This is a genomic window from Kitasatospora sp. NPDC001603, assembly GCF_040298365.1.
GTDB lineage: Bacteria > Actinomycetota > Actinomycetes > Streptomycetales > Streptomycetaceae > Kitasatospora.
The window spans coordinates 1-24,668 of sequence record NZ_JBEPAA010000034.1; the positions used below are offsets into that span (position 1 = coordinate 1).

Below are 24,668 nucleotides of genomic sequence, written 5' to 3' on the forward strand. Positions count from 1 at the left end.
CCTCCCTGCGGGGGCGCTCCGGCGGGCGGTCGGGGGGGCCGCCCCGCCCCCCCCCCCCCCCCCCCCCCCCCCCGCTCCCCCCTGCTCGGGACCGCCACGCCCGCGGACGGACCCGGTCAGCCGGGCGTCAGAGTGCCCAGCCCTGGTCCGCGTACTCCGGGACGCAGTCGGACTGGGTCAGCTTGGGGCCCGGGGAGGTGTCGCCCGACCAGGCCACCGGGCAGCGGTCGCGGAAGGAGTTGCGGATCCGGTAGCCGTTGGCGACCTCCTGACTACCTACCGGCTGGCCGGACTCCCGCCTTCGATTCGGTCACGGATCATCGACGGGGCGTATGACGACCCGTCGATGATCCGGATTCGGACCCGTGCTCGCCGGAGCCCCGGGACGGCGAAGTGACCGGCCGGTAGGGTGCTGCTGCACGGACGGACCGACGGGAGTGGGGCACATGGGCGGCGACGGCACGGGGTTCTTCGAGTCGGCGGAGCACGCGGCCGCCCAACTGGCCGAAACCGGCTATCTGGCCTCCACCGCGGTGGCCACCACCGTCTTCCTGGCCGACCGCCTGGGCAAGCCCCTGCTGGTCGAGGGCCCCGCCGGGGTCGGCAAGACCGAACTCGCCAAGGCGGTGGCCGAGATCAACCGGGCACGCCTGGTCCGGCTGCAGTGCTACGAGGGCATCGACGAGGCCCGCGCGCTCTACGAGTGGAACCACGCCAAGCAGTTGCTGCGGATCACCGCCGGCCGGGACGAGGGCTGGGACCAGGCCCGCACCGACATCTTCGGCGAGGAGTTCCTCCTCACCCGGCCACTGCTGACCGCCATCCGCGGCGACGAGCCGACCGTGCTGCTGATCGACGAGATGGACAAGGCCGACGTCGAGGTCGAGGCCCTGCTGCTGGAGGTGCTGAGCGACTTCCAGGTCACCGTGCCGGAGCTGGGCACCATCACCGCGACCCGGCGGCCCTTCGTCCTGCTCACCTCCAACGCCACCCGCGAGCTCTCCGAGGCGCTGCGCCGGCGCTGCCTCTTCCTCCACCTCGACTACCCGGACGCCGAACTGGAGCGCCGGATCGTCCGGCTCAAGGTCCCCGGCCTGGACGCGACGCTGGCCGAGTCGCTCGTCCGGGTGGTCGGCGCGCTGCGGGCGATGGGCCTGCGCAAGGCGCCGTCGGTGGCCGAGACCATCGACTGGGCCCGCACCCTGCTCGCGCTCGGCGCGGACACCCTGGACGAGGCGGTGGTCCGGGACACCCTCGGGGTGATCCTCAAGCACCAGGACGACATCCTGAAGGCCACCCGGAAGCTCACCCCGGCATGACGGACCGCCCCGCCCCCGCGGCGGCCGCGACCACCGGGGCCGCCGACCTCGCGGCCCGGCTGACCGGGCTGGTCCGGGCCCTGCGCGGGCACGGGCTGCGGGCCGGTCCGGCCGAGACCGTCGACGCGGCGGCCGTCCTCGACGTGCTGGGCCTCACCGACCGGGAGCAGCTGCGGGCCGGCCTGGCCGCCGCGCTGCTGCGCTCCGAGGCACAGCGGGCCGTCTACGACGCCACCTTCGACCTCTTCTTCCCGCTCGGGGTGGGCGCCCCGGAGTCGGCCCGCGGCGGCCCGTCCCCGGACGGCCCCGAGAACGCCGACGACGCCCGGGCCGCCGCCCGCGATCTGGCCGACCCCGTGCGCGCGGACCTGCGCGAGCGCCTCGCCGCCGCCCTCGCCGCCGACGACCGGGCCGCCCAGGCCCGGCTGGCCGGCGAGGCGGTGGCCGCGTTCGGCCGCTACGGCGCCGGCTCGGCACCCGGCTCGGACGGCTGGTCCGCCCACCAGACCCTCGGCCGGCTCGCCCCCGAGACCCTGCTGGCCCGCGTCCTGGCGGCGCTGCGCGCGGGCACCGCGGCGGACACCCCGGCCGACCTCTCCGACGGCCTCCTCGCCGACGAGATCCGCCGCCGCGTCCAGGCCTTCCGCGCCATGGTCGGCACCGAGGCCCGCCGCCGGGTGGCCGAGGTACGCGGCACCGAGCGGATCGCCGAACGGGCCGTCGCACCCAGCGCCGACCGGATCGACTTCCTCGCGGCCGGCCGCGACCAGCTCACCGAACTGCGCCGCACCGTCCACCCGTTGGCCCGGAAGCTGGCCACCCGGCTGGCCGCCCGGCGGCGGCGCGCGGCCCGTGGGCAGATCGACCTCCGCCGCACCCTGCGCCGCTCGCTGTCCACCGGGGGAGTGCCGTTGCGCCCCGCCTACCGGCTGCGCCGGCCGGCCCGCCCGGAGATCGTGCTGCTCTGCGACGTCTCCGGCTCGGTGGCCGGCTTCGCCGACTTCACCATGCTGCTGGTCCGCGCGATGAGCGAGCAGTTCAGCAAGGTCCGGGTGTTCGCCTTCGTCAACCGCACCGCGGAGGTCACCGAGCTGCTGGCGGGCAGCGGGGCCGATCCGGCCGGGCTGGCCCGGCGCATCCTCACCGAGGCCAAGGTGATGGGCCATCACGGCAACAGCGACTACGGCTCCGCCCTGGGCGAGTTCGCCGACCGGCACCTGGACGCGGTCGGCCCGCGCACCAGCGTGCTGATCCTCGGCGACGCCCGCAACAACCACCGCGACCCGAACCTGTCCGCCCTGCGCCGGATCGCCGGGCGGGCGCGGCGGGTGTACTGGCTCAACCCGGAGCAGCCCTCGCTGTGGGGCGGCGGCGACTCGGCGGCGACCGCGTACGCGGAGGTGGTGGAGATGCACTCCTGCCGCAACGCCCGCCGGCTGGGCGAGCTGATCGCCCGGCTGCTCCCGGTCTGACCGGCCGGGGAGCGGCCGGCGCCGCCGGGCGCGGGCTCCGGCGGCGGTTCCGAGCCCGCGGGAGCGTCAGCCTCCCGGCCCGGAGCGTCAGCCGTCCAGCCCGCGCAGGAAGTCCAGCAGGGCGGCAGTGACCTCGGCCGGCCGCTCCTGCTGCGTCCAGTGGCCCGCGCCGGGGAGCGTGACGTGCCCGTACAGCCTGGGGGTGAGGCGCTCCAGGATCCCGTGCAGCGCGTCCGGGCCGATCAGCGCCGACACCATGTCCCGGTCCCCCGCCACGTAGAGCGCCGGCACGTCGATGCCGCGCCCGGCGAAGGCGGTGAGCAGTTCGTTGTTGCGGTCGATGTTGCGGTACCAGTTCAGCGGACCGGTGAAGGCGTGCTCGCCGTGCCCGGCGTAGTCGGCGACGAAGGCCGCGATGTCGTCCTCGGTGAGCCAGTCCGGCAGCTTCTCCGGCTCCGGGACGGTGTCCAGCAGCGTCTGCCCGTCGGGGACGACCCAGGCCTGCGGCCGCTCGGCGCCGGGGCGGTCGCCGGAGCCGCTGAACAGGACGCGGCGGAAGGTCGAGCCCGGGTCCCGGGCGAACTCGGCGTCGGCCACCCCGGGCCGCTGGAAGTAGATCTGGTAGAAGCCCTCGCCGAACCGCTCCCTGGACAGTGCGAGCGGCGGCAGCCCGGAGACCGGCAGCGGCGGCACGCTCAGCCCGGCGACCCCCCGCACCAGGTCGGGGCGGAGCGCGGCGGTCGACCAGGCGACCGGTGCGCCCCAGTCGTGGCCGACCAGCACCGCGGGCCCCTCGCCGAGCGCGGCGATCAGGGCCGTGACGTCACCGACCAGGTGGAGCAGGGTGTAGGCGTCGACGGCCGCGGGCCGCTCGCTGCGGGCGTAGCCGCGCTGGTCGGGGGCGACCACCCGGTAGCCGGCGGCGGCCAGCGGGGCGAACTGGTGCCGCCACGAGTACCAGCTCTCCGGGAAGCCGTGCAGCAGCAGGACGAGCGGGCCCTCCCCCTGTTCGGCGAGGTGGAGCCGGACGCCGTTCACCTCGATGTCGCGGTGCGTGATGTCGCCGTACGCGAGGTCCCCGTAGGCGGAGCCGGCCTCGCGTGCGGCGCCGTCCGCCCCGCCGCCGGTCCGCCCGCCGCCCACCTGCCCGCCGCCGGTCCGCTCGCCGAAGGCCTCGCCGGTGTCCCTGGTCACGTCGCCCACCCCTGCTTCCTCACGCCGTCCGAATCGCCGCCGGACGGATGACGTCCGACCGGTCGCTATCCACCCTGCCCAGCGGAACGCCGCGGGAACCCCCGGATCTCCCCCTCCCTCGGCCGCGCCCCGGGGTGGCTCACCCGGCCTGCGCGAGCTTCTCCTGCGCGTCGGCGAAGTCCTCGGCGGTGGGCGCGTCGTCCTGGGTGAGCCGGTGGCGCCAGTACCCGGCGAACTCCACCGACGCCTTGGCCAGTCCGCGCTCCTCCACCAGGTGGCGCCGGATCACCCGGACCGCCGAGGCCTCCCCGGCCAGCCAGGCGAACGGCGTACCGCCGGGCAGGTCGGCGGCGCGGACCGCGTCGGTCAGCGGACCGCCGGGGGCGGCGCCGTCGCGGTACACCCAGTGCACCGTCAGGTCGGCCGGGGTGGCCAGCAGCTGCCGCTCCGCCTCGTCGGCCACCTCGGCGTACACCACCGCCCGGATCCCGGCGGGCAGCGCCGCCAGCAGGGTGGCGATCGCGGGCAGCGCCGTCTCGTCCCCGGCCAGCAGGACCCAGTCGGCCCCGGCGACGACGGCGGCGAGCGGGACGGGCCGGGCGTACAACTCGGAGGGGCCGACCATGCCGAGCCGGTCGCCCGGCCGGGCGCGGTCCGCCCAGGCGCTCGCCGGGCCGCCGTCGCCGTGCAGCACGAAGTCGACCTCCAGCCGCCGGGTGCCGGGCCGCCGGCCGCGGACGGTGAAGCTGCGCATCCACGGCCGCTCGTCCTCCGGGACGGCCAGGTAGGCCTGGTACCAGCCCATCGGATCGTCGCCGCCGCCGGGCAGCACGGGCTCGGTCCGACCGGGCTTGGGGAAGCAGAGTCTGACCTGCTGGTCGGGGCTGCGGCCGACGCTGCCGTCGAGCGCATCGGCCTCGAAGGTGATGCGGGCCGTCCGCGGGGTGACCCGCTCGACCGCGACGACCTGGATGTATGTGACGGGCAATGCCACCGTCGGACCCTCCGGTTTCGGCTCCACTGATAACCTTACGCCATAAGCGATTATCTCGACGAGGATACTTTACGACATAAGGAGTTCGCTACCGTGACCGTCTTCGCGGGCCAGGGTGACGCCCACAGCTCGATGTCCCTGCTCTGGCGCGGGCCGGAGGAGCCGCGCACCGGGCGCAGCGGCCCCAAGCCCGCCCTCAGCGTGGACGCGATCGTGACGGCCGGGATCGCGGTCGCCGACGCCGAGGGGATGGCCGCGCTGTCCATGCGCGCGGTCGGCCAACGGCTCGGCCGCACCGCGATGGCCCTGTACACGTACGTACCGGGCAAGGCCGAGCTGCTCGACCTGATGCACGATCGGGTGCTCGCCGAGCTGCCCACCGGCCACGACCCCGCCGCGGGCTGGCGGGCCGCCGCCACCGCCTGGGCCGAGGAGGCCTTCACCTGCTACCTGCGGCACCCGTGGGTCCTGCAGATCTCCCAGGCCCGGCCGGTCCTCGGCCCGGCCGAGCTGGGCGCGATGGAGGCGGTGCTGCGGATCCTGGACGGCGCCGGCCTGGCACCCCGACAGCTGCGCGGCGTGGTCGCCGCCCTCTGGCAGCTGGTCCGCGGCATGGCCCGGACCGCCGCCGAGGCCCGTGCCGCGGCCGTGGACACCGGGGTCGCCGACGAGGAGTGGTGGTACGCGCGGTCCACCCAACTCGCCTCCCTCGCACCGGACTTCGCGGAGCGTTTCCCACTGCTGACCGCTCTGGAGAGCGGCGGCGCCGCCCCCGAGGCCGGGGACGGCGCCGGTGACCTGGAGGAGCGGACCCGGGAGGCCTTCCGCACCGGGCTCGCCGTCCTCCTCGACGGTGTCCAGGCGGCCGCCGCCCGGTCGTAGCGCCCGGCAGGCCCACCGGCGCTGTCCGCTGCCCAGGTGACGGTTGGTCTGAGCGGGTACGCCCGGTCACCGATCAGCGTAGGCGGGCGCTCCACCGGTCACCCTGTTCGCACAAGCTGCCGGACGCTTCAACTATGTCTTCCTTCAACCGACTGCTCACCCGCGTCCGCCGCCGGGCCGGCGCCCTGGCTCTCCCCTGTACGGTGCTCTCGACCCTGGTGCCGGTCCTCGCCCTCGGCGCCGGGGCCGTCCCCGCCGTCGCGGCGCCGCTGCCCGGCGGCCTCGGCCCGTGCGTACCGGGCAGCTGCCCGCCCAGCTACCCGACGTCGATCAACAACCTCCCGTTCACCGGCCGGGACAACGGCATCAACATCTTCGTCGGCAACCAGTTCCAGGTCGCCGGGCGCGCCGCCGAGGCCGAGGGCCGCGTGGTCGTCCTCGACAGCTTCGCCCAGGCCAAGGAGGCCGGCGTCAGCTCCATCTACAACATCGGCATCGCCGGCGTCGGCTCCCGGGTCCCCCCGCCGGACGGCGCCGACTTCCTCACCACCGGCGGCGGCATCACCATCGCCCCCGGCCAGACCCTGGTCGCCGAGGGCGGCGTGGTCCGGCACGCGGGCACGGTCACCGGCACGGTGACCGGCACCCTGGTCACCGACCCCGACGCCGTCCGGCCCTACAGCGGACTGCGCGACCAGCTCACCACCGCGTCCGACTGCTACGCCCGCGTCGGCGGCACGCCGCGCACCCCGACCGGCACCGCCGTGAACCAGGGCGGGCAGACCCTGTTCACCGGGGACGGCAGCTCGGCCCTCCAGGTGTTCAACGTCGACTTCGACCTCACCGGGCCGACCGGTGGCCAGCAGGGCATCGTCTTCGCCGGCATCCCCTCCGGCGCCACGATCCTCGTCAACGTCCTCGGCGCCACCCGGGCCCTGAACACCTACAGCGGCGGCATCAACGACACCGACGACCCGCTCAACGCCTACCGCGACCACCTGCTGTGGAACTTCCCCGACGCCACCGCCGTCACCCTGGCCGGCACCGGCCAGTTCCAGGGCAGCTTCCTGATCGGCCGGCAGGCCTCGCTGACCACCGTCACCCTCGCGGGGATCAACGGCCGCTTCTTCACCACCGGCTCGCTCACCCACACCAGCCTCCCCGTCGGGGGCGGCGGCCAGGAGTTCCACTCCTACCCGTTCAACGGCGACCTCCCCTCCTGCACCACCCCGCCGGTCACCGGTGAGGTCCGCGTCCTCAAGACCGACGCCACCACCGGCACCCCCCTCGCCGGCGCCGTCTTCGAACTCTGGCACGAGACCAACAACACCCCCGGCCTCCAGACCACCGGCATCAACCCCGACACCCGACTCGGCGCCACCTGCACCACCCCCGCCAACGGCATCTGCCGACGCACCGTCGACACCGGCACCTACTACTGGCGCGAAACCACCGCACCCACCGGCTACGACCTCCCCACCGACCCCGTCTTCGGCCCCCTCATCCTCACCCCCCAGAACGCCACCACCGGCGTCCAGGTCACCGCGGCCGACCAACCCCACACCCAACCACCCGTCACCGGTGAAGTCCGCGTCCTCAAGACCGACGCCAGCACCGGCGCCCCCCTCGCCGGCGCCGTCTTCGAACTCTGGCACGAGACCAACAACACCCCCGGCCTCCAGACCACCGGCATCAACCCCGACACCCGACTCGGCGCCACCTGCACCACCCCCGCCAACGGCATCTGCCGACGCACCGTCGACACCGGCACCTACTACTGGCGCGAAACCACCGCACCCACCGGCTACGACCTCCCCACCGACCCCGTCTTCGGCCCCCTCATCCTCACCCCCCAGAACGCCACCACCGGCGTCCAGGTGACGGCCGGCGACTGCCCCTCGCCGACGCCGCCGCCGGACGGCTCGATCGACCTGACCAAGCGGGACGCCAAGACCGGCGAACCGCTGGGCGGCGCGCAGTTCCAGCTCTGGCGGGAGACCAACGGAGTCGCCGGCCTGCAGACCGGCGGAGCGAACCCGGACACCCGCACGGGCCCGGGCTGCACCACCTCGGCCGAGGGCGGCTGCGCCTTCACGCACCTGCCGGCCGGCCAGTACTACCTCCAGGAGACCGCCGCGCCCGACGGCTACCAGCTCCCGCACGACCCGGTGACCGGCCCGTACCGGGTGGACGCCGATGACTGCGTCACCGTGGACCTCACCAACAAGCGGCACCACCACGACGACGACTGCTAGGCGCCCGGTACGCCGGACCCGCCGGAGCGCCCTCTGCTCCGGCGGGTCCGGCGCGTCCGGGCCGGCCCGCCCCGTCCGGGTGCCGGGGCCCGGACGGAGCAGCGCACACGGCGCCCCGGCCGCGCCGCGGGTACGTTCGCGGTGTGCAGCAGAGGTCACACCATGTCAGAGGACCGGCCGCGGCCGGTGCCGTCGCCGCCGCGCTGGTGCTCGCCACCGCGGCGTCCGCGGCCGTCGCGCAGGACGCGACCACCGTGGTCGGCGGCGAGCGGCTGGGCCGCCCCGCCGTCCAGGTGGCCCCGCTGGCCGGGGCGCCCGCGCTGCCGGTCGAACTCACCGGCCGGTCCTGGCTGGTCGCCGACGCGACCACCGGTGACGTCCTGGCCGCCCGCAACGCCCATCTGCCGCTGCCGCCCGCGAGCACCCTGAAGATGCTCTTCGCGGACACCGTGCTGCCCAAGCTGGACCGCTCCCTGGAGCACAAGGTCGCCCCGGCCGAGCTGGCCGACCTGGGCGTGGGCAGCAGCCTGGTCGGCATCAAGGAGAACCTGCCCTACCGGGTGGAGGACCTCTGGCGGGGCGTCTTCCTCAGCTCCGGCAACGACGCGGTGCACGTCCTGGCCCACATGAACGGCGGCCTCGCCCGGACCGTGGCCCAGATGCAGGACCGCGCGGTGGCCCTCCAGGCCCGCGACACCCACGTGGTCTCGCCCGAGGGCTACGACCAGGAGGGGCAGGTCTCCTCGGCCTACGACCTGACGCTGTTCGCCCGGGCCGGGCTTCGCAACCAGGACTTCCGCTCCTACTGCTCCACCCGCACCGCGCGCTTCCCCGGCGGGGTGGACAAGACGACCGGTCAGCGCACCGCCTTCGACATCGCCAACACCGACCGGCTGCTCGGCAAGTACCCGGGCCTGATCGGGGTGAAGAACGGCTACACCACCGGCGCCGGTGCCACCTTCACCGGCGCCGCCGAACGCGGCGGCCGCACCCTGCTGGTGACGGTGATGCACCCGGAGTCGCAGACCAAGGTGTACGACGAGGCGGCGAGCCTGCTCGACTGGGGCTTCGCCGCGGCGGGCCGGGTGGAACCGGTCGGCCACCTGGTGGACGAGCCGGCCGCCGCCGCGTCCGCCCCCGCCGAGGCCCCCGCGACGGGCGTCGTGCCGCACGCGATCGAGCAGGCCCACCACGCGCTCGGCCCGGCCGGGTGGACGACGCTCGTGCTCGGCGGGGCGCTGGCGCTGTGGTCCGCGGGCCGGGCCCGGGCCCGGCGGCTGCGGCTGCGCCCGGCTGCCGTCGAGGCCGCCGCCGCCCCGCTCGCGTTCGCCCGGACGGGTGCCACCGCGCTGGGCGGCTCGACGGCGGTGGGCGGTCGCGGCCGCCGGCGGGCGGCCCGCGCCCTGCGGTCGACGGTGCGGTCGGCCCGTCGGCGGCTGCACAACCACCGGGCCTGACTCCCCGGCGGCCACCGCGCCGCCGGCCGCGGCCGTCCGGACCGCGTCGTCCGTCGGGCGGCGCTCCGCCGGCCCGGCGTGCGGCCGGGCGCCGCCCGCACACCACCGATGGAACGGAGCCTGCGATGACCGACCTGCCCTTCGATGACACCACGGACTTCGAGGACGCCGACCGGGGTTTCCTCGGCGCGCTGGTGCCCGCCGTGGTCCGGGCCGCCGACGGGCGGGTGGTCTGGGACAACGACGCGTACGGCTTCCTCGCCGCCGACTGCCCGGACACCGCCCGTCCGAGCCTCTGGCGCCAGGCCCGGCTCTGTGCCCGGCAGGGGCTCTACGAGGTGGCCGAGCGGGTCTACCAGGTGCGCGGCCTCGACCTGTCCAACATGACGCTGGTCGAGGGCGAGCGCGGGGTGATCGTGATCGACCCCTTGATCTCCGCCGAGACGGCCGCCGCCGCCCTCGCGCTCTACCGGGAGCACCGCGGCGACCGGCCCGTCACCGGCCTCGTCTACACCCACTCGCACGGCGACCACTTCGGCGGCGCCCGCGGCGTCCTGCCGCCGGGCAGTGAGGAGGGCGTCCCGGTCATCGCGCCCGCCGGCTTCCTGGAACACGCCGTCAGCGAGAACGTCTACGCGGGCAACGCGATGACCCGGCGGGCCATGTTCATGTACGGCGACCGGCTGCCGAAGGCCCCCGACGGGCAGATCGGCGCCGGCCTCGGCATGACCACCTCCACCGGCACCATCACGCTCGTCCCGCCGACGGTGGACGTCACCCGCACCGGCCAGGAGGAGACCGTCGACGGCGTGCGGATCGTCTTCCAGCTCACCCCGGGCACCGAGGCACCGGCCGAGATGAACTTCCTCTTCCCCGGCCTGCGCGCACTCTGCCTGGCCGAGAACGCCACCCACACCATGCACAACATCCTGACGCTGCGCGGCGCGGTGGTCCGCGACGCCCGGATCTGGGCCCGCTACCTGGACGAGGCGATCGAGTACTTCCACGGCCGGTACGACGTCGCGTTCGCCTCGCACCACTGGCCGACCTGGGGCCACGACAACGTGGTCGCCTTCCTCTCCGAGCAGCGCGACCTCTACGCGTACCTGCACGACCAGACCCTGCGCCGGCTCAACGACGGGCTCACCGGGACGGAGATCGCCGAGGAGCTGCGGCTGCCGCCCGCGCTGGAGCGGCGCTGGCACGCGCGCGGCTACTGCGGCTCGCTGAACCACAACGTCAAGGCCGTCTACCAGCGCTACCTCGGCTGGTTCGACGGCAACGTGGCGCACCTGTGGGAGCACCCGCCGGTGGCCCAGGCGCAGCGGTACGTCGAGGTGGCCGGCGGCGGCGAGGCCGCGCTGGCCAAGGCGCGGGGCTACGCGGACTCGGGGGACCTCCGCTTCGCGGCCACCCTGCTCAACCACGTGGTGTTCGCCGACCCGTCGAACCGGGCGGCCAGGGAGGCGCTGGCCGGCGTCTACCGGCAGCTCGGCCACGGCGCGGAGAACGGCCCCTGGCGCAACTTCTACCTGGCGGCCGCGGGCGAACTGCTGGACGGCCCCGGGACGGTCCTGCTCGACGCCGCCACCCCCGGGATGACGGCGGCCCTGACCACCGCCATGCTGCTCGACTCGATCGCGATCCGGATCGACGGGCCGCGTGCCTGGGACGAGGCGCTGACCATCGACCTGGTGCTGACCGACGAGCGGCTGCGGTACCGGGTGACACTGCGGCACGGCGCCCTCACCCACCGGTCGTTCCCGGCCGGGGACGCGCCCCGGTCGCCGGCCGGGCTGACGCTCACCCTGACCAGGCCGCAGTTGCTCGGCCTGCTGGCCGGCCAGGCCCTCGACACCGTCCGGCACGAGGGCGACCCGGGGCTGCTGCCGCGGCTGTTCGCCCTCGTCACCACCCCGGAACGGGCGTTCCCCGTGGTCACCCCCTGACGACGGTCACTCCCCCGGCCCACGGCGCGGCCTAGAATGCGGCCATGAGCGCCGCCACCCCCGACCCCGCCTCGCAGGACCGGCTCGCACGCCTGGTCCGGCTCTCCGCCGGGAACTACCTGCTGGTCACCACCTACAAGAAGGACGGCAGCACGGTACCGACCCCGGTCTGGGTGGTCCGCGACGGCGACGCGCTGGGCGTCTGGACCGTCACCGACTCCTGGAAGGTCAAGCGGATCCGCAACCGCGCCGACGTCCTGGTCGGCCCGTGCGACGTCAAGGGCCGGCCGACCGGCGAGCAGTTCCCGGCGACCGCCGAGATCCTCGGCCCCGAGCGGACCGCCGCCTACCGGACGCTGCTGCGGCAGAAGTACGGCCTGCTGGGTGTGCTCACCCTGCTCGGCAGCCGGGTGCGGCGCGGCGAGCGCGGCACGGTCGGCATCCGGATCACGCTGACGGACTGAGCGGCTCCGGCAGGGCCGGCCGGTCCTGCGCCCGGGCGCAGGTGTCCAGGACCACCCGGGCGACCAGCTCGGGGTCGTCGTTCATCGGCACGTGCCCGCAGCCCGGCAGCCTGACCAGCCGGGCCGCCGGGAGTTCCCGCAGCGCGCGCACGCCCTGACGGCGCAGCAGGATGCGGTCCCGGCTGCCCCAGGCGACGGTGACCGGCACGTCGCCGGCGGCCCCGGTGAACCGCAGCCCGCGGCCGGCCGCGAGGGTGGGGCCGAAGCCGGTCGCCTCGCGCAGCGCCCTGGTCTCGGCGACGGCGGCGGCGGGCTTCCGGCGGCCGGGGCGGGCGTAGATGGAGCTGACCAGGAGCGCGCGGCCGGCCGCGGAGCGGGCGATCCGGCCGACGGCGGGCGGCGGCAGCAGCCGCGCGCCGAGCCGCATCCCGCCCAGCACCGCGTAGGCGTAGCGGCGTTCGGCCTCGGTCCAGAAGCCGGCCGGGGCGAGCGCCGTCACCGAGCGGGCCAGGCCGGCCCGGCCGAGACCGAGGGCCAGCAGTCCGCCGAGGGAGTTCCCGGCGACGTGCGGGCGTTCGATCCCGAGTTCGGCGCAGAGCCTGCCGAGTACCGGCACCACCGCCTCCAGCCCGTACGGCACGCCCGGCGGCAGGGCGGGCGAGGCGCCGAAGCCCGGCAGGTCGACGGCGATCACCTCGTGCCGCTCGGCCAGCGCGGGCAGCACGGGCTCCCAGGCCTGCCAGTGGTGGCCCACGCCGTGCAGCAGCAGGAGCGGGCTGCCGGACCCGAGCCGCTGGTAGCGGACGGTCACCTCCCCCGGTCCGTGCGGGGCGGGCAGCGCGAAGGTGACGTCGGCGGGCATGCGGCTCCTCTGCTGGACGCGATGTCAGCAAGGATTACCGACGAGTAGCCCGCCCGGCAAGAGGTGCGCCCTGCCGGCCGCTCAGTACCGGACGGCCCTGACCACGACCGGCAGCAGCGTCTCCTCCGCCGGCCGGCGGCTGAACGCGACCGGGGAGGCCTGCGCCCCGACGGCGAGGTGCTCCGCGCCGACGATCGAACTGTCCACGGTCTTCCCGCTGGTGTCGGTGAAGTCGACCTGCACCGCGTACGAGGCGGTGTTCACCCCGTCGTTGGTGATGGTGACCACGACGGCGTGCAGCCCACCGGTCTGCGCCCGCGGCACCCCGGTGATGGTGATGTCGCCCAGCGCGTTGCCGCCGTTCTCCAGCGTGCCCAGCGCGGCCGCCGCGTTCTGCCGCGCCTGCTCGCCCTGTGCCGAGGCGGAGGCCGCGAACGAGGCGGCGGCGGCCGAGCCGGACTCGGCGGCCGCCGACGCCGACGCGAGCGCCGACTCCGCGGTCGAGGCCAGCGCGGACGGCGGCTCCCCGGAGAACGACGACGGGTTGGGCGCCGTACTCAGCGTCGAGGCCTCGGAGCGGGTGACCGACGGATTGGTCGACGAACTGCTGCACGCGGCCAGCACGGCGGCCCCGGTCAGCGCGGCCACCAGCGCCACGGCCCGCGGCCCGGACCACCCCCGGCGAGCACCCTCGGCAGGACGGTTCGGGAAGCTATGGAGTTCACGCACCGGAGTTCCCTCTTCTGATCGGCGTCCAGCGGCCGACGACCGCTACGTCCCCATGCTTCGCAACGACCGCCCCCGCCGCGAAACCTGCTCCCCCGTTCGGGTACCCCCGGCCTCCACCGACACCTTCGCCGGCGGCGGGCGGCGCTCCTGTTTCCGGCTCGACACCCCGCTGACGGACGGCGGCCCCGGCGCGTTCCCGGGCGTGGTGTTCCGGGGTGATGTGCGGGTGGTGGGAACCGGTGGGGGTGGCGGGCCGACTGGTGGGGGGTGAGTGAGATGACGCCGGGTGGCCGGCCGTGGAGTGTGGTGGCGGGGTTCGCCCTGCTGTTGGTGGTGGTGTTCGTGGCGGCGTTCGCGCTGGGGCGCGGGGCCGGGCCGGTGTCGCCGGGGCTGACGCCCGGGAGCGGCGGGGGCGGGGGCGCGCCGGGGATGAGCGGGCACGACATGGGGGCGGGCCGGTGAGCGCCGTCGCGGACGCGCCGGCCGGGGCGCCGGTCAGCACCGACCTGACGGTCGGCGGGATGACCTGCGCGGCCTGCGTCGGCCGGGTGGAGCGGACGCTGGCGCGGATCGACGGGGTCACGGCCGGCGTCAATCTCGCCACCGGCCGGGCGCGGGTGCTGCACCCGGCCGGGGTGGCCGTCGGGGACTTGGTCGCCGCGGTCGAGCGGGCCGGGTTCACGGCCGCACCGGCCGGGGCCGGGCAGCCGCCGGTGGACCGCGTCGAGGAGCCCGCGGAGCGGTGGCGACTGCTGGTGACCGCGCTGGCGGCGGTGCCGGTGGTGGTGCTGTCGATGGTGCCGGCGCTGCAGTTCCCGGCCTGGCAGTGGGTGTGCTTCGCGCTGGCCGTCCCGGTGGTGACGTGGGGGTCGGCCGGCTTCCACCGGCGGGCCCGGCAGGGGCTGCGGCACGGCACGGCGACCATGGACACGCTCGTCAGCCTCGGCGTGGTGGCGTCCTTCGGCTGGTCCGCGTACGCGCTGGTGTTCGGCGGGGCGGGCGGGCTCGGCATGCGGATGCCGTTCTCGCTGACCGCCGACGGCGGGGGCGGCGCGCACGTCTATCTGGAGGCGGCCGTCGGGGTGCCGCTGTTCGTGCTGGCGGGCCGGCTGCTGGAGGGCAGGGTGCGGCGGCGCACCGGTTCGGCGCTGCGGGCGCTGGCCGAGCTGGGGGCCAAGGAGGTGTGCGTCCGGGATCCGCGGTCCGGGCAGGAGCGGCTGATCCCGATCGAACAGCTGCTGCCCGGCGCGGAGTTCGTGGTCCGGCCGGGCGAGCGGGTGGCCACCGACGGGGTGGTGGTGGAGGGCGGCTCGGCGCTGGACCTCAGTCTGCTCACGGGCGAGAGCGCGCCGGTGGAGGTCGGCCCCGGCGATGCCGTGGCGGGTGCCACGGTGAACGTCGGCGGCGCGCTGGTGGTCCGGGCCACGGCCGTCGGCGCGGACACCCAACTGGCCCGGATCACCGCCCTGGTGGCGGACGCGCAGGCCGGCAAGGCGCGGGCGCAGCGGCTCGCGGACGCGGTGGCCGGGGTGTTCGTGCCGTGCGTCCTGGCGGTGGCGGTCGCGGTGCTCGGCTTCTGGCTGGGAGCGGGCGCCGATCCGCAGGCGGCGGTGACGGCCGCGGTCGCGGTGCTGGTGGTGGCCTGTCCGTGCGCGCTGGGCCTGGCCACCCCGACCGCACTGCTGGCGGCGACCGGCCGGGGCGCGGAGCTGGGCGTCCTGGTGCGCGGGCCGGAGGTGCTGGAGAGCCTGCGCCGGATCGACACCGTGGTCCTGGACAAGACCGGGACGCTCACGACCGGGCGCACCGAGCTCGGTGAGCTCACCGTCGTGCCCGGGGTGGAGGCGGACGAGGTGCTGTGGCTCGCGGGCGCGGTCGAGCAACGCTCCGAGCACCCCGTGGGCCGGGCCGTCCTGTCGGCGGCCCGGGCGCGCTGCGGGTCGCTGCCGGCGGTGGCGGGCTTCGCGGCCACCGCCGGGGTCGGTGTCACGGGCAGCGTCGAGGGGCGGGCCGTCCGGGTCGTCCGGCCGGAGGACTCCTCGGCGGAGCTGCCCGCCGTCCTGGCCGGGGCGCGGGACCGGGCCGGGGCGGCCGGCGGGACACCGGTCCTGGTGGAACTGGACGGCCGTGCGGTGGCCCTGCTCGCGGTCGGGGACACCCTGCGCTCCGGCAGCTGGCGGGCGCTGCACCGGCTGCGCGCGCTGGGGCTGGAGACCGTCCTGCTGACCGGCGACGGCCCCGGGGCGGCCCGGGCGGTGGCCGCCGAGCTGGGCATCGAGCGGGTGTACTGCTCGGCCTCTCCGGCGCGCAAGGCCGAGGTGGTCGCCGAGTTGCGGGCCGCCGGGCGGACCACGGCGGTGGTCGGCGACGGGGTCAACGACGCCGTCGCGCTGGCCTCGGCGGACCTCGGGGTGGCGCTCGCCTCGGGCAGTGACGCCGCGATCGGGGCGGCCGGGCTCACCCTGGTGCGGGGCGACATCGAGGCGGTGGTGGACGCCGTCCGGCTGGCCCGGCGGACGCTGGCCACCATCCGGGTCAATCTGCTCTGGGCGTTCGGCTACAACCTGGTGCTGATCCCGCTGGCGGCGGTCGGGCTGCTGAACCCGATGCTGGCGGCGGTGGCGATGTCGCTGAGTTCGCTGCTCGTGGTGGGCAACAGCCTGCGGCTGCGGACGTGGCAGCCGGGGCGCGGCGCGGGCCGTCCGGGCGGCGGGCCGCGCCGGGGCGCCGCGGGGGTGGCCGGGTGAGCGCCCGGTCCGGCGGCCGGAGGGCCGCACGGCTGCGGGTGGTCGGGCCGCCGGTGGCCGCGGCCGCGGTGGCGCTGGCCCTGCTCGCCGGCTGGACGGCGGTCGGCGGGGCCGGGCGCCAGCGGCCGGTGGAGGCGGGCCCGGGCTGGGTGCTGCTGCCGGCGACCAGCGGGGCGAGCGCCACGGCGGCGTTCTTCACCGTCCGCAACCCGGGCGACATACCCGACGAACTCACCGGTGCGAGGTGGGAGTTCGGTGGCCGGATCACGCTGAAGCGGCATCGGCACGAGGGCGCGGCGGGCCGCTGGGAGCCGGCCGCCGTGCTGCCCGTGCCGGAGCGCGGCGAGCTGGCGATGGCGCCGGAGGACGCCGACCTGATGATCGTCGACCCGCCGGAGCTGCGGGCCGGGCAGTGGGTGGAGTTCACCCTCAGCTTCCGCCACAGTCCGGACCTGCGGGTGCGGGCCGAGGTCGTACCGCCCGGCGGGCGGCGCGCGGGCTGAGCCCGGGCGGCGGACTGGGGCCGGGCGGCAGGCTGAGAGCAGGCGACGGACCGGGGCCGGGCGGACTGAGCCCAGGCGGCGGGCGGGCCGCCCGGCCGGGCCCTCACGGGTGCGGCACCACCGCGACGGGGGCGTCCGCGTACGGGAGGACGGCGCTGGTGACCGGGCCGAGCCGCCGGCCGAGGTCGTACGGGCGGTGGCGCCGGCCGACCACCACGAGGTCGGCCGCCCCGGAGACCGCCACCAGGGTGCGGGCGGCGCCGAGCCCGACCTGCTCGACGAGTTCCGTGCCCGGGCGGCGCTCACGCCACTCGGCGAGGGCGAGCGAGAGCTCCTTCGCCGCCAGTGCTTCGAGCTCCGCGAGTTCGGGCTGGGACGGGACGACGCCCACGGTCGCGAACGCGGTCGGCAGCTCCCAGCCGTGGACGGCCCGCACCCGGGCGCCGCGCAGCTCCGCCGCGTCGAACGCGAAGGCCAGCAGGGCTTCGTCCACCGCCCGGGTGTCGACGCCGACGACGACCTCGGGCACCTCGGGCGGCCCGCCGTTCGCGGCCGGCGGCCGGACCACGACCACCGGTGACGCGCTGCGGGCGGCGGTCGCCGTGCTCACCGAGCCGAGCAGCAGCCCGGCGAAGCCGCCGAGTCCCCGCGAGCCGAGGACCAGCAGGCCCGCGTCGGCGCTCTCGGCGACCAGACCGTCCACCGCGCCGTCGAGCACCACGTCGGCCTGCACGGCCAGGCCGCGGTGGCGGCGGCGGATCGCCTCGGCGGCGCCCTGCACCACCTGCTGGGCGGCGGCGGGCGGCGCCTCGGCGGTGGCGAACCCGGCCCGGCCGTCGGTCAGCCAGGGCCAGGCGTGCACCAGGCGCAGCGGGACGCCCCGGCGCAGCGCCTCCTCGGCGGCCCAGTGGGCGGCGGCGGTGCTCGCGGGCGAGCCGTCGACTCCGGCCAGAACGGGTGGCGTCATCGGTCTTCCTTCCGTTGCGGATCACGGACCACTGCGGCCGGGGGCGGTGCGTCCTGACCCGCCGTCGACTCCCCCACCCTCGTCCCGGGAGCGGCCCCGGTGCCAGGGACCGGCGGGCCCCGGCACGGGGGCCGGAAGTCCCGCCGGGTGTGTACACGACGGACCCCGGCGTCCCGGGCGGGTGTGCACGGGCACTACCGTGAAATCCGACCATCCTCCCGGTCGCTCGACCGGGGACGGAACAGCTGGAACGGGACCCTGAGGAGGACGCCGGTGGGCGGCGCGGACGGTACGCGGACAGGCACCGGCCCTTCGGCGGACAGGTCGCCCGGCGGCGGCGCGCGAATGCCGCAACTGCGCCTGGACGAGCTGCTGGAGGAGCTCCAGTGGCGGATCGACGCGGCGCGCGGCACCCGGGACCGGGTGCACAGCCTGCTGGAGGCGGTGCTGGCGGTCGGCCGCGAACTCGACCTCTCCCAGGCACTGCACCGGATCGTGGCGGCCGCCGCCGACCTGGTCGACGCCCGGTACGCGGCGCTCGGCGTGATCGGCGCCGACGGCCACACCCTCTCGCAGTTCCTCACGGTCGGCCTGACGGAGCAGGAGATCGCGGCGATCGGCCCGCTGCCGGCCGGCCACGGGATCCTCGGCGAGCTGATCCGCCACCCGGAGCCGCTGCGCTGCCCCGTGCTCTCCGAACACCCGGCCTCGGTCGGCTTCCCCGCCCACCACCCGCCGATGCACACCTTCCTCGGGGTGCCGGTGCGGGTGCGCGGCGAGGTGTTCGGCAACCTGTACCTCACCGACAAGCGCGGCGGCGTGGACTTCGACGCCGACGACGAGGCGGTCATCTCCACCCTGGCGGTGGCCGCCGGAGTGGCCATCGACAACGCCCGGCTGTACGAGGAGGCGCAGCGCCAGCAGCGCTGGCTGCGGGCGAGTGCCGAGATCACCCGGAGCCTGCTGTCGGGCGCGCCCCGGCTCGCCGTGGTGGAGCTGATCGCGCGCCGGGCCCGGGAGATCGCCGGCGCGGAGCTGGCGGACGTCTCGGTCGCGCCGGCCGAGCCCGGCGAGCGGGCCGACGAACTCACCGTCGAGGTGGCGCTGGGCCGCGAGCCGGGCGCCCGGCTCGGGGTGACGGTCCCCGTCGACGGCACGCTCTCCGGCGCCGCGTACGCCTCCGGCTCGCCGGTGACCAGCGAGGTGCTGGCGGTCGACGGCCGGTTCGCGGCGGGGCCGCCCGGCCGCTTCGACGGCCTCGGCCCGGCGGTGGCGGTGCCGCTGGGCACCGGGCCCGGGTACGGCCGGGGCGTGCTGCTGCTGGCCCGGGAGTGCGGGCGGCCGCCGTTCACCGCCGAGGAGACCGGCCCGCTGCTGGGCTTCGCCGACCAGGCGGCGCTCGCCCTGGAGCTGGCCGAACGCCGCCGGGACGCCGAGCAGTTGACGCTGCTGGAGGACCGTGACCGGATCGCCCGGGACCTGCACGACCTGGCCATCCAGCGGCTCTTCGCCACCGGGATGACGCTGCAGAGCGCGGGCCGGCTGATCGAGAGCCCGGGCGCGGCCGACCGGGTCGGCCGCGCGGTCGCGGACCTGGACGAGACGATCAAGATCATCCGCTCGACGATCTTCGGACTGCGCGCCCACGGGGAACCCGACCGGAGCCTGCGGGCCCGCGCGACCCGGGCCGTCGGCGACGCGCAGACCACCCTGGGCTTCGCCCCGCGGCTCAGCATGGAGGGCCTGCTGGACACCGACGTCCCGCAGGAGCTGGCCGAGCACGTGCTGGCCGTCCTCGGCGAGTCGCTCAGCAACGCGGCCCGGCACGCCCGGGCGAGCCGGGTGGAGGTCGCGCTGCGGGCGCTCGGCGGGCGGGTGACGCTCACCGTCACGGACGACGGGGTGGGCGTACCGGCGGGCGGGCGGCGCAGCGGCCTGCGCAACCTGGCCGAGCGGGCGGAACGGGCCGGTGGGAGCTTCGCCCTGCGGGAGGCGGAGGGCGGCGGCACCCGGGTGGTCTGGGAGGCCCCGCTGGGGGTCTGACGGGCCGGTCCGCATACCGCCGGGCGGCGGGGCCTCAGCCCTCGGTGGTCAGCCGCCGGCCCACCACCAGCTCCGGACCGACCCGGATCAGCACCCGCTCCCGGTCCGTGTGCCGGTCCGGTGCGTCGCCCGGGGCCGGGGCCGTCGCCGGGGCCGGGCGCACCTCCGCACGGCCGAGGACGGTGACGCACCAGCCGGTGCCGTCGGTGCCGTCCCACTCGTCGGCCTCGAAGGCGACCACCGCGCCGTCCACCGCCCGGGCCAGCTCGGAGCCGGCCCGCGCGGACAGCAGCACGCCGCCGGCCGCGTCCAGCCGGAAGGGCACCGGGAGCACGGCGGGCAGCGCGCCGACGGTGTAGACCACCCGGCCGACCGCCGCCCCGGCGAGCAGCTCCAGCGCCCCGGTCCTGTCGAGCTCCGGCGGGCCGGGCGGCCGCCGCCCCTCCGGTTCCACCTGCACGGACGGCGCGGACGGCGCTTGAGGATCGGGGTTCATGCCAGCGATGGTCACCCGCCGGACCGGGCCCGGGCGAGGGCCGATGGTCCCGCCGCGGGTCCCCGTCCCGAAGCGCGGGGCTATCCCCGCCCGCCGCCGAGGGTGCGCGGGTAGGCCGGCTGGGCGGCGGACTGGCGCAGCTCGGTGGCGATCAGCGCGGCCTGGACGCGCCGCTCCACGCCGAGCTTGGCCAGCAGCCGGGAGACGTGGTTCTTCACCGTCTTCTCGGCGAGGTAGAGGCGCTCGCCGATCTGCCGGTTGGTCAGGCCCTCGCCGATCAGCGCCAGCACCTCCTGCTCGCGCCCGGTCAGCTCCGGCCCGGTGGCGGCGGGCGGCGGCGGGGCCGCGTCGTTGCGCAGCCGGTTGAGCAGCCGGGTGGCGGCGCCCGGGTCGAGCATCGACCGGCCGGAGGCGACCGTACGGACGGCGGTGACCAGGTCGGTGCCGCTGATCTGCTTCAGCACGTAGCCGGCCGCGCCCGCCATCACGGCGTCGAGGAGCGCCTCCTCGTCGTCGAAGGAGGTGAGCATCAGGCAGGCCAGGTCGGGCATCCGGGAGCGCAGTTCGCGGCAGACGGACACCCCGTCACCGTCGCCGAGGCGGACGTCCAGGACGGCGACGTCGGGGCGCAGGGCGGGGACGCGGACGAGGGCCTGCGCGGCGGTGGCGGCCTCGCCGACCACCTCCAGGTCGGGTTCGCCGTCCAGCAGGTCGTGGACGCCGCGGCGCACCACCTCGTGGTCGTCCAGCAGGAACACCCTGACCGGTGCCGGGGTGTCGGTACCGGCCGTCTCGCTCGCCATCTCGCGGCTCCACCTTCCTCGCGCCCGGCACACTGCCGCGGGCCCACCGCATCATCGCCGACCGGAGGGTGCCGGCCCAGGGCCCAACGACCCCATTCGGGCCGGCTGCTCCGAAGCGGCTCACCGACGGCTAACCCCCCGGCGCCTCCCGGCCGACGCCGGTGCGGCCCGGCGCGGCGCCCGGTCAGGGCCGGTGGCGGCGGGCGTTGCCGAGCCCGATCAGCAGGAACGCCGTCGAGACCGCCCCCGCGCCGGCTGCCGCTCCGCCCAGCCGGGAGGCGAACGACCCGCCGGCGGTGAGCAGCAGGGACAGCGCACCGAGCGCGGCGACGGCGAGCCCGACGAGCAGCCAGCCCGCCAGGATCCGGGCCGCCGGGCGCGGGCCGCGTGGCACGGGGCCGGCGTCGAGCATCGCCCAGCGCCGCCCGGACTCACGCTGCTCGCACCGCCGTTGGCGGTACGCGCGAACCCGCAGGACCGCCCCGCCGACCAGGCCCGTCAGGGCGAACCCGGCGGCGGGCCGCCAGTCGGCGACGGCCGGCAGCACTCCCCCGGCGAGCGCGAGCCCCGCCCAGCAGACCACGCAGGCCGCGGCGGCGGTGCGGGCGGACCGGGGGCGGTCCTCGCCCGCCCGGAGGTCGGCGACGGCGGGCAGGTACCAGACGCAGCCGGCCGCGGTGAGCGCGGCGGTACCGAGGGCCAGGACGGGGTGGGACATACCGGGTGCTCCTCGACCGGGCGGGCCTCCCCCGGGTCGCCGGGGGCCGCTCCGAAGCGGGTGGAAGGGAAGGGGTGGGACCGGCCCCGCCCGCCCGGGGGCAGCGGAACGGGCGGGACCGGCGTTCGGGGCGGCGCGGGCCGCGGCGGGCGCGGGCCGTCAGCAGGCGCGGGCCGTCAGCAGGCCGTCACCGGTCCGGCGACCGGTCCGGCGACCCGTCGCCGCGCCGCACCGCCCGGCGGGCCCGCGGGGCGGGGACGTCGTACCGGGCCGGGGTGACGCCGGCCAGGTGCTTGGCCGGTTCGCCGTTGTTCTCCACGAAGTCCAGCGCCGCGATCCCGGGGTGGTGCAGGTCGAACGCCGGGGACTCCGATCGGATCCGGGGCAGGGTGGCGAAGTTGTGCCGCGGCGGCGGGCAGGAGGTGGCCCACTCCAGCGAGCGTCCGTAGCCCCACGGGTCGTCGGTGGTGACGCGCTCGCCGTACTTGGCGGTCTTCCAGACGTTGTAGAGGAACGGCAGGATCGACAGGCCGAGCAGGAACGAGCCGAGGGTGGACACGGTGTTGAGGAGGGTGAAGCCGTCCGAGGCCAGGTAGTCGGCGTAGCGGCGCGGCATGCCCTCGGCGCCCAGCCAGTGCTGCACCAGGAAGGTGCTGTGGAAGCCGATGGTGAGGGTCCAGAAGCTGATCCGCCCGAGCCGCTCGTCCAGCATCTTCCCCGTCATCTTCGGCCACCAGAAGTGGAAGCCGGCCATCATGGCGTAGACGACCGTGCCGAACAGCGTGTAGTGGAAGTGGGCGACGACGAAGTACGAGTCCGAGACGTGGAAGTCGATCGGCGGCGCCGCCAGCAGCACCCCGGTCAGCCCGCCGAACAGGAAGGTGACCAGGAACCCGACCGTCCAGAGCATCGGCGTCTCGAAGCTCAGCGAGCCCTTCCACATGGTGCCGACCCAGTTGAAGAACTTCACCCCGGTCGGCACCGCGATCAAGAAGGTCATGAAGGAGAAGAACGGCAGCAGCACCTGGCCGGTGACGTACATGTGGTGCGCCCAGACCGTCACCGAGAGGCCCGCGATCGCCACGGTGGCGGCGATCAGACCCGCGTAGCCGAACATCGGCTTGCGGGAGAAGACCGGGATGACCTCGGAGACGATCCCGAAGAACGGCAGCGCCAGGATGTAGACCTCGGGGTGGCCGAAGAACCAGAACAGGTGCTGCCAGAGCATCGCTCCGCCGTTGGCGGGGTCGAAGACGTGCGAGCCGAACTTGCGGTCGCACTCCAGCGCCAGCAGCGCGGCGGCCAGCACCGGGAAGACCATCAGCACCAGGACGGAGGTGAGCAGCACGTTCCAGCAGAAGATGGACATCCGGAACATGGTCAGGCCCGGGGCGCGCATGCAGATGATGGTGGTGATGAAGTTGACCGCGCCCAGGATGCTGCCGAAGCCGGACAGCGTGACGCCCATGATCCACATGTCGGCGCCGACGCCCGGCGAGTGGATCGCGTCCGAGAGCGGCGCGTAGAGGAACCAGCCGAAGTCGGCCGCGCCCTGCGGGGTCGCGAAGCCGGCGGCGGCGATCAGCGAGCCGAACATGAACAGCCAGTAGGCCAGCATGTTCAACCGGGGGAACGCGACGTCCGGCGCGCCGATCTGCAGCGGCATGATCCAGTTGGCGAAGCCGGTGAACAGCGGCATCGCGAACAGCAGCAGCATCACCGAACCGTGCATGGTGAAGGCCTGGTTGAACTGTTCGTTGGAGAGGATCTGCGTCCCCGGCCGGGCGAGTTCGGCCCGCATCACCAGCGCCAGGACGCCGCCGATCAGGAAGAACCCGAACGCCGACACCAGGTACATCGAGCCGATCGTCTTGTGGTCGGTGGTCGTCAGCAGCCTGACCAGGGACGAGCCGGGCCGGCGGGCCCGTACTCCGGCCGGCCGGGCGGTCGACGGCGGCGACGGCGGCGCGCTGTCGCCCGGTGCCTCGATGGCGCTCAAGGACGCACTCCTTCGAAGTTCTGCGAATGGATGGTGATCCATGATCAGAACTCGACGGCCCGGCGCCCCAGGGCCGTTGGGCCCGGCGGTCCCGGGCCGGTGGGCCTCCGTCCCGGGCCGGGGCCAGGGACCTCCGACGGGCCTCCGGCGCTCGCCGGATCCCGCCGGGGCCCGGGCCCGGGCATCCCGCCGGGGCCCGGACCAGGACGCACCGAAGCACCGGTGCGGGCCGGAAGCCGGACACGCCGAAGCGCCGGTGCGCCGTCGCGGGGCCCGGGGCCGCCGCGACACCGCACCGGCGGCGGACCGGCGCTACCGGCCGGCGGCCCCGGCCGGGGTCAGCCGGTAGCCCGTCACCAGCTCCGGCCGGATGGCCACGACGTGGTCCGTACCGGCGTCCACCCAGGGCGTCAGCAGCGCCCGGTACCGGGCCAGCAGGACGGGGTCGGTGACCGGGCGGGCGTAGCCGGTGACGACCACGCTCCAGCCGAGCCTGGTCCGCGGGTCGATGGCGTCGGCCTCGTAGGCGACCACCACGCCCGCCGCGTCGGCCCCGAGCGTGGCCGCGCCCAGCGCCGCCGCGTCGTCCGTCCGGATCACCACGGTGCCGTCGACCAGCAGGTGGTTGACCGGGCGGACGGCGGGCAGCGCCCGCAGCGTGAAGACGATCCGCCCGAACGGCGCGCTGCCGAGCAGCCGCAGCGCCTCGGCCCGGTCGATCGGCACCAGCCGGCGCGGCGGGGCCCCGGTGTGCGGCGGCCGACCGCGGCCGGGCGGCCGCCCCGCGAGGCGGCGCAGCGTCCGCAGCCGGTGGC

The 24,668-nt window shown here is 76.0% G+C and carries 21 protein-coding genes; 11 read left to right on the top strand and 10 right to left on the bottom strand.

Features of this window, described 5'->3' with window-relative positions:
- Positions 1-446 precede the first annotated feature (446 nt).
- Together ABT263_RS21505 and ABT263_RS21510 are read left to right on the top strand one after the other, a co-directional pair.
- Positions 447-1,319 (top strand): AAA family ATPase, encoded by an 873-nt coding sequence (locus tag ABT263_RS21505; protein WP_329486104.1) that lies wholly within the window; start codon positions 447-449, stop codon positions 1,317-1,319.
- On the top strand, positions 1,316-2,791 hold the full coding sequence (locus ABT263_RS21510; RefSeq protein ID WP_352292265.1) for a VWA domain-containing protein: 1,476 nt from the start codon (positions 1,316-1,318) through the stop codon (positions 2,789-2,791). Before ABT263_RS21505 ends, ABT263_RS21510 begins: the two co-directional genes overlap by 4 nt.
- Before the next feature lie 87 nt (positions 2,792-2,878).
- On the opposite strand, the gene ABT263_RS21515 is transcribed toward ABT263_RS21510, so the two are convergent.
- Both ABT263_RS21515 and ABT263_RS21520 read right to left on the bottom strand, forming a co-directional pair.
- Positions 2,879-3,850, bottom strand: coding sequence for an alpha/beta fold hydrolase (locus ABT263_RS21515; RefSeq protein ID WP_352292397.1), 972 nt, complete (start codon positions 3,848-3,850; stop codon positions 2,879-2,881).
- 274 nt (positions 3,851-4,124) lie between these two features.
- Complete coding sequence (locus ABT263_RS21520; RefSeq protein WP_352292267.1) at positions 4,125-4,979, bottom strand: siderophore-interacting protein; 855 nt, start codon at positions 4,977-4,979, stop codon at positions 4,125-4,127.
- Between the two features lie 93 nt (positions 4,980-5,072).
- Here ABT263_RS21520 and ABT263_RS21525 point away from each other — a divergent pair, with 93 nt between their 5' ends.
- The 5 genes from ABT263_RS21525 (at position 5,073) to ABT263_RS21545 (ending at position 11,986) form a co-directional block, all read left to right on the top strand.
- Positions 5,073-5,861 (top strand): TetR/AcrR family transcriptional regulator, encoded by a 789-nt coding sequence (locus ABT263_RS21525; protein ID WP_352292269.1) that lies wholly within the window; start codon positions 5,073-5,075, stop codon positions 5,859-5,861.
- A 134-nt stretch (positions 5,862-5,995) separates the two neighbouring features.
- A complete protein-coding gene (locus ABT263_RS21530) occupies positions 5,996-8,116 on the top strand; it encodes a choice-of-anchor A family protein (protein WP_352292271.1) in 2,121 nt (706 codons plus the stop codon).
- 143 nt (positions 8,117-8,259) lie between these two features.
- Complete coding sequence (locus ABT263_RS21535) at positions 8,260-9,573, top strand: D-alanyl-D-alanine carboxypeptidase family protein (protein WP_502885835.1); 1,314 nt, start codon at positions 8,260-8,262, stop codon at positions 9,571-9,573.
- 125 nt (positions 9,574-9,698) lie between these two features.
- On the top strand, positions 9,699-11,522 hold the full coding sequence (locus ABT263_RS21540) for an alkyl/aryl-sulfatase (protein WP_352292273.1): 1,824 nt from the start codon (positions 9,699-9,701) through the stop codon (positions 11,520-11,522).
- A gap of 44 nt (positions 11,523-11,566) precedes the next feature.
- A complete protein-coding gene (locus tag ABT263_RS21545; RefSeq protein ID WP_352292275.1) occupies positions 11,567-11,986 on the top strand; it encodes a PPOX class F420-dependent oxidoreductase in 420 nt (139 codons plus the stop codon).
- On the opposite strand, the gene ABT263_RS21550 is transcribed toward ABT263_RS21545, so the two are convergent.
- Together ABT263_RS21550 and ABT263_RS21555 are read right to left on the bottom strand one after the other, a co-directional pair.
- Positions 11,970-12,848, bottom strand: a complete 879-nt coding sequence (locus ABT263_RS21550; protein ID WP_352292277.1) for an alpha/beta fold hydrolase — start codon at positions 12,846-12,848, stop codon at positions 11,970-11,972. The two genes, ABT263_RS21545 and ABT263_RS21550, sit on opposite strands and share 17 nt — an antisense overlap.
- Positions 12,849-12,929: 81 nt before the next feature.
- Complete coding sequence (locus ABT263_RS21555) at positions 12,930-13,577, bottom strand: hypothetical protein (RefSeq protein ID WP_352292279.1); 648 nt, start codon at positions 13,575-13,577, stop codon at positions 12,930-12,932.
- Between the two features lie 267 nt (positions 13,578-13,844).
- On the opposite strand from ABT263_RS21555, the gene ABT263_RS21560 reads away from it, so the two are divergent.
- The 3 genes from ABT263_RS21560 to ABT263_RS21570 are packed head-to-tail and all read left to right on the top strand — an operon-like array spanning position 13,845 to position 16,827.
- Complete coding sequence (locus ABT263_RS21560; RefSeq protein ID WP_329486113.1) at positions 13,845-14,039, top strand: hypothetical protein; 195 nt, start codon at positions 13,845-13,847, stop codon at positions 14,037-14,039.
- Positions 14,036-16,324, top strand: a complete 2,289-nt coding sequence (locus ABT263_RS21565; protein WP_352292281.1) for a heavy metal translocating P-type ATPase — start codon at positions 14,036-14,038, stop codon at positions 16,322-16,324. Before ABT263_RS21560 ends, ABT263_RS21565 begins: the two co-directional genes overlap by 4 nt.
- Positions 16,321-16,827 carry a copper chaperone PCu(A)C gene (locus tag ABT263_RS21570; RefSeq protein WP_352292283.1) on the top strand — a complete coding sequence of 169 codons (507 nt, stop codon included), beginning with the start codon at positions 16,321-16,323 and terminating at the stop codon, positions 16,825-16,827. Before ABT263_RS21565 ends, ABT263_RS21570 begins: the two co-directional genes overlap by 4 nt.
- Before the next feature lie 103 nt (positions 16,828-16,930).
- Here ABT263_RS21570 and ABT263_RS21575 read toward each other — a convergent pair whose 3' ends face one another.
- Positions 16,931-17,794 (bottom strand): universal stress protein, encoded by an 864-nt coding sequence (locus ABT263_RS21575; RefSeq protein ID WP_352292285.1) that lies wholly within the window; start codon positions 17,792-17,794, stop codon positions 16,931-16,933.
- 345 nt (positions 17,795-18,139) lie between these two features.
- Between ABT263_RS21575 and ABT263_RS21580 the strand changes: the two genes are divergently transcribed.
- On the top strand, positions 18,140-19,837 hold the full coding sequence (locus ABT263_RS21580) for a sensor histidine kinase (protein ID WP_352292287.1): 1,698 nt from the start codon (positions 18,140-18,142) through the stop codon (positions 19,835-19,837).
- Between the two features lie 34 nt (positions 19,838-19,871).
- On the opposite strand, the gene ABT263_RS21585 is transcribed toward ABT263_RS21580, so the two are convergent.
- The 5 genes from ABT263_RS21585 to ABT263_RS21605 form a co-directional block, all read right to left on the bottom strand.
- Positions 19,872-20,333, bottom strand: coding sequence for a pyridoxamine 5'-phosphate oxidase family protein (locus ABT263_RS21585; RefSeq protein WP_352292289.1), 462 nt, complete (start codon positions 20,331-20,333; stop codon positions 19,872-19,874).
- An 80-nt stretch (positions 20,334-20,413) separates the two neighbouring features.
- The gene (locus ABT263_RS21590) at positions 20,414-21,136 is read right to left on the bottom strand and encodes a response regulator (protein ID WP_352292291.1); all 723 of its coding nucleotides are present in this window, start codon (positions 21,134-21,136) and stop codon (positions 20,414-20,416) included.
- Between the two features lie 184 nt (positions 21,137-21,320).
- Entirely contained in the window at positions 21,321-21,854 is a 534-nt protein-coding gene (locus ABT263_RS21595; RefSeq protein WP_352292293.1) for a hypothetical protein, read from the bottom strand.
- Positions 21,855-22,041: 187 nt separating this feature from the next.
- Positions 22,042-23,895: an aa3-type cytochrome oxidase subunit I gene (ctaD, locus tag ABT263_RS21600; protein WP_502885836.1), complete on the bottom strand. Its 1,854-nt coding sequence runs from the start codon at positions 23,893-23,895 to the stop codon at positions 22,042-22,044.
- 270 nt (positions 23,896-24,165) lie between these two features.
- Entirely contained in the window at positions 24,166-24,651 is a 486-nt protein-coding gene (locus ABT263_RS21605; RefSeq protein ID WP_502885841.1) for a pyridoxamine 5'-phosphate oxidase family protein, read from the bottom strand.
- Positions 24,652-24,668 lie beyond the last annotated feature (17 nt).

Excerpts from the sequence above, each read along its gene's own strand:
- ABT263_RS21545 (WP_352292275.1), top strand. The coding sequence starts at position 11,567 with ATGAGCGCCGCCACCCCCGACCCCGCCTCGCAGGACCGGCTCGCACGC.
- ABT263_RS21510 (WP_352292265.1), top strand. The coding sequence starts at position 1,316 with ATGACGGACCGCCCCGCCCCCGCGGCGGCCGCGACCACCGGGGCCGCC.
- ABT263_RS21580 (WP_352292287.1), top strand. The coding sequence starts at position 18,140 with ATGCCGCAACTGCGCCTGGACGAGCTGCTGGAGGAGCTCCAGTGGCGG.
- ABT263_RS21540 (WP_352292273.1), top strand. The coding sequence starts at position 9,699 with ATGACCGACCTGCCCTTCGATGACACCACGGACTTCGAGGACGCCGAC.
- ABT263_RS21550 (WP_352292277.1), bottom strand. The coding sequence starts at position 12,848 with ATGCCCGCCGACGTCACCTTCGCGCTGCCCGCCCCGCACGGACCGGGG.
- ctaD (WP_502885836.1), bottom strand. The coding sequence starts at position 23,895 with ATGGATCACCATCCATTCGCAGAACTTCGAAGGAGTGCGTCCTTGAGC.
- ABT263_RS21505 (WP_329486104.1), top strand. The coding sequence starts at position 447 with ATGGGCGGCGACGGCACGGGGTTCTTCGAGTCGGCGGAGCACGCGGCC.
- ABT263_RS21585 (WP_352292289.1), bottom strand. The coding sequence starts at position 20,333 with ATGAACCCCGATCCTCAAGCGCCGTCCGCGCCGTCCGTGCAGGTGGAA.
- ABT263_RS21575 (WP_352292285.1), bottom strand. The coding sequence starts at position 17,794 with ATGACGCCACCCGTTCTGGCCGGAGTCGACGGCTCGCCCGCGAGCACC.
- ABT263_RS21595 (WP_352292293.1), bottom strand. The coding sequence starts at position 21,854 with ATGTCCCACCCCGTCCTGGCCCTCGGTACCGCCGCGCTCACCGCGGCC.
- ABT263_RS21530 (WP_352292271.1), top strand. The coding sequence starts at position 5,996 with ATGTCTTCCTTCAACCGACTGCTCACCCGCGTCCGCCGCCGGGCCGGC.
- ABT263_RS21590 (WP_352292291.1), bottom strand. The coding sequence starts at position 21,136 with ATGGCGAGCGAGACGGCCGGTACCGACACCCCGGCACCGGTCAGGGTG.